The organism is uncultured Aureimonas sp., assembly GCF_913775355.1.
In the GTDB taxonomy this organism is placed as follows: domain Bacteria; phylum Pseudomonadota; class Alphaproteobacteria; order Rhizobiales; family Rhizobiaceae; genus Aureimonas.
The window spans coordinates 1-4,087 of sequence record NZ_CAJYIU010000332.1; the positions used below are offsets into that span (position 1 = coordinate 1).

The window sequence follows — 4,087 nt, forward strand, 5'->3', positions numbered from 1 at the left end:
CTTTCTTGGCTGCTGGCATGGGACGGCTCGAATGGGTGCTCAGGCGGCTGCCGCGCGTGCGGCGTCGGTCTCGTTCGTGTCCAGGAGCTCGCCGATGTCGAGGATCTGGATGATGCGCTTGCGGTCCGGCAGGCTGGCGACGCGTCGGATCAGGCGGCACTGGTCGTCGGAGGTCTCGGGCGCCGGCAGGATTTCCGAACGGGCGATGCGCCGCACCTCGATCACGCTGTCGACGATGAAGCCCGAGCGCACGCCCCGGAGCGTGAACACCACGACGCGTTGCCGTTCGTTGCGCTCCATCGGCGGCAGGCGGAAGCGGCGGCGCTGGTCGACGAGGGGCACGATCGTGCCGCGCAGGTTCATGATGCCCTCGATGAAGTCGGGCGCGTTGGGCACGCGGATCAGCCGCTCGGGGAGGCGGACGATCTCCTGGACATTGTCGATGGCGACGCCGAACTCCTCGTCGCCCAGCTTGAAGACGACGACCTGTTCCTCGTCCGCCGAAGCGCGCGACGCCATGCCCGTTTCCATTTCGGTCTCCCTTGCGGCAACCGCCTCCGCGCAGCCTGGCGCAGCGGCCTTCAATTCCGGGAGCCGGAAGACCCGCTCCGGGTCGAGCACGGAGACGAGGCGCCGGCCTCCCTCCAGCCGGCAGACCGCGGCGATCTCAGTAAGCCCGTCGCCCGCCCCGACCATCCGCGGCATCGGGTCGATGACGCCGACACCGATCCGAAGGACCTCGCGCACGGCATCAGTCAGGATGCCGAACGTGGCGCTGTGCCCGCCGGAGGCAGGAGAGACGACGACCACGCGGTCTTCCGGACCGACCGGCCGCATGGGGAGACCGAGAAGGCTGCGGAGGCTGAGGAGCGGCAGGAGCCTCTCGCGCAGCGTCACCATGCCGATCAGGGTCGGCGGCGCGTTGGGTACGGCGGAGATCGACCTCGGGACGTGGACGATCTCCTGCACGTCGGCGATCGGAAGCGCATATTCCTGTCCTTCGACGACGAAGCTCACGAATTGGCGGACGTCGTCGGAAACGCGTCCGCCCTCCGAAGCCTCGGCCGCGGCGATCCGGCTCTCTTGCGCGTTGGCGCGACGGGCGCCCTCCTCCGGCATGGCGGTCGCCCGCGCGACGATGCCCTCGACGTCGAGGACCATCGTGACGGCACTGCCCCTTCCGTCGCCCTCGGGGCGGATGACCTCCACGACGAGATCGCCGTCGACGTGCGGACCGAGGCGCCCCTTCCCGTCGATGCGGGACGGGTCGACCGACTGTACGGCCAGCACGCGGTCGACGACGACCCCGACGGGGCGCCCGATGTCGAGGACCAGGACGCGCGTCGCCTCGTCACGTGCGGCCTCGGCCAGGCCAAAGACGCGCCGGAGGTTGAGGACCGGCAGCACGACCCCGCGCAGGTTCGTGATGCCCTCTATGGACGGCGGCGCGAGCGGGAGTTGCACCAGGGAGGGAACGCGGATGATCTCGCGGACCCGCGACAAGGGAGCCGCGAAGGCTTCGTCCCCGACCAGGAACGTCACGAACTCGGCGGCGGGGCCGGTTCCGCGCGCGGACGTGTCGGTCGGCGTTTCGCCGTTCGGATGGGTTGTCATGGGGCGGTCCGACGTTCGAGGGCGGGACTTGTGTTCCCGGGTTGACCGGGCGGGCGGCCGCTAGCCGGCGGACTGGAGCTCGTCGGCCATCGCGGCGACCTCCTCGACGGCCCGTGCGAGCTCCTCGGCGCCCTGGCTCTGCTGCTGGGCCGCGGAGGCCGCCTCGGCCGTGGCGGAGGCCGCCTGCCGCGCCGCCGCGAGGACCTGCGCGACGCTCTTCACGCTCGCGTCCACCAGCCCGGCCATCTCCTCGCTGCCCGACAGGACCTCGCGGTTGCCCGCGACGACGCCCGCGATCTCGTCGCGCGACTGCGCGACGTTGGTGACGATCACCTTGTTCTTGGCGACCTCCTGCACCGTGTCGGCGGAGATCTCGTTGAGGTCGCGCGTGACCGAGGCGATCTGATCCTGGATGCCGCGCACCAGGTCCTTGATCCGCTCGGCGTTCTCCGAGGAGTCCTGCGCCAGGTTCCGGATGTCGGTGCTGACCACCATGAAGCCCTTGCCGAACTCGCCGGCCCGGGCGGCCTCGACCGATCCGTTGACGGCCAGCATGTTGGTCTGGACGGACACCATCGCGATGGAATCGACGATCTTGTCGATCCGCCGCGACACCTCGGACAGGCCGCCGATCTTCTCGCGCGTGGCGGCGTTGGATCGCAGCGACGAGGAAACGCCCTCGATCAGGCCGTCGATGCCCTGGCTGGCCTCCCCGAGAAGCTGCTCGAGCGCCGTGCCGCGCTCCAGGGCGCGTCCCGCCCGCTCGCGCGTGACGTCGATGCCCTTGCGGATCTGCTCGATCGCCGCACTCGACTGTTCGGCGGCGGCGCTCTGCGCGTCGGCCCCCTGCGAGATCTGGTTGATGGCGACGAGGATCTGGGAGGACGCCCGGTTGATCTCCTCGACCGTGACCGACAGCTCCTCGGCCGTCGAGGCAACGTCCTGCGCGCTCTTGCCGATGTCGGTCGAGGTGCGGAGCTCGTCGGCGACCTCGCCGAGGTTCTCCGCGGCCTTCTCGGCCTCCGCGAGCGCGGCCGCCTGTTCCTTTAGGGCGCTGAGGCTCTCCTCGCAGGCCGCCGACTGCTGTTCCGCGCCCGCCGCGATCTGCTCGGCGCCCTTCTGGCTCTCCCGCGCGGCGACCTCGGACTCAACCGCGTACTTGGCGATCTCCCGGCCGCCCTCGACGATCACGACCATGTCCGCGCGGACGCGGTCGATCTGCGCGCTGACGGCCTTGCCGTTGCCGACCTCGGTGCGCACCGCGTCGTTGGCCGCGCGGATGCCTTCCGCGATGCCCCTCACCTCGGCCTGGATCTTGCCGACGAGTTCGGAAATCTCGCGGGCGCTCTTTTCCGATACCTCGGCGAGGGTGCGCACCTCGTCGGCGACGACGGCGAAACCGCGGCCGTGCTCGCCGGCGCGGGCGGCCTCGATCGCCGCGTTCAGGGCGAGAAGGTTGGTCTGGTCGGCGATGTGCGCGACGGTCTTGACGATCTCGCCGATGGCGCCGGCCTGGCGCTCGAGCTCCTCGACGACGAGCACCGACGCCGTCTGGCGCTCGGACGAGTTCGAGATGGCGGCGATGGAGGCCTCGATCTGCTCGCGGACGGCCCCGAGCTGGGTCTGAAGAGCTTCCGTCTTGGTGACGGACACGTCGGCGACGCCCCGGCAGCGAGCGACGATCTGGCTGAGCGCGCTCATCGCCTTCAGCGAGGTCTGGGAACTGCCGGACGCCTCCTCCGCGGCCCGGGCGATCTGGTCCATCGCCTGCTTGAGCTGCTCGGAGGCGGCCGCCGCCTCGGTGACGCCCGATGAAAGCTCGGTCGTGGCGGAGGCGATGCGCTCGGCCGCCTGCTGCTGCTTGGCGAAGGTGCGCGCCCGCTTCTTCTGCACGTCCGCGGCGAGGCGCGAGCGGTCCGCGCCGTGGCCCGTGGGGAGGCGCTGCGCCACGTCCCGGACCATGTCGCCGACCGGGCCGCCCTGTCCGGCACCGCTTCCCCCGGTCGCCGCCCCGGAGCTGAGCCCAAGGCTATGTGTTTTTACCAATGCCATCCCGGCCCCCTGATCGTTGAGCGACACCCGCACGGGCAAGGCCGCCCGTTCACGAGGGGGTAGATTCAACTTGGCCGCTTAACGAGGGATTGCCGGGATACTCGGTATTGGACCCGCGCCCTAAGGGATTTTACCTAGTATCTACCGCACTACGTGTATTTACGTATTCCCGGCGAAGATCGGGAAGCCAGCGGATACACCCCTTGTGCTTCCGATATGCCCTGCGTCCAGCGGCAGAACATCGAATGATCCGGCAGATAACTTGCGATCGCTACAAGTCGAGCGTCGTCGTCGACACGATTCCAAGACATCGTGCACACGCTTGGTCGCGCGAAGATCGGAGTGCGGAGCGAACCATGGACGACGACATCGACAGCGAACCGGCTGCGGGGGGATCCGCCCGTTCCCCATGGACGAAACC

At 69.6% G+C, this 4,087-nt stretch carries 2 protein-coding genes; both read right to left on the minus strand.

Going from position 1 to position 4,087, the window contains the following annotated elements:
• Nucleotides 1-39: 39 nt before the first annotated feature.
• The gene (locus QZ753_RS20580) at nt 40-1,614 is read right to left on the minus strand and encodes a chemotaxis protein CheW (RefSeq protein ID WP_294646473.1); all 1,575 of its coding nucleotides are present in this window, start codon (nt 1,612-1,614) and stop codon (nt 40-42) included.
• A gap of 60 nt (nt 1,615-1,674) precedes the next feature.
• Nucleotides 1,675-3,564, minus strand: coding sequence for a methyl-accepting chemotaxis protein (locus QZ753_RS20585; RefSeq protein ID WP_294646475.1), 1,890 nt, complete (start codon nt 3,562-3,564; stop codon nt 1,675-1,677).
• Nucleotides 3,565-4,087 lie beyond the last annotated feature (523 nt).

What these genes read in the sequence shown, in the direction of transcription:
- QZ753_RS20580 (WP_294646473.1), bottom strand. Translation starts at nt 1,614, where the DNA reads ATGACAACCCATCCGAACGGCGAAACGCCGACCGACACGTCCGCGCGC.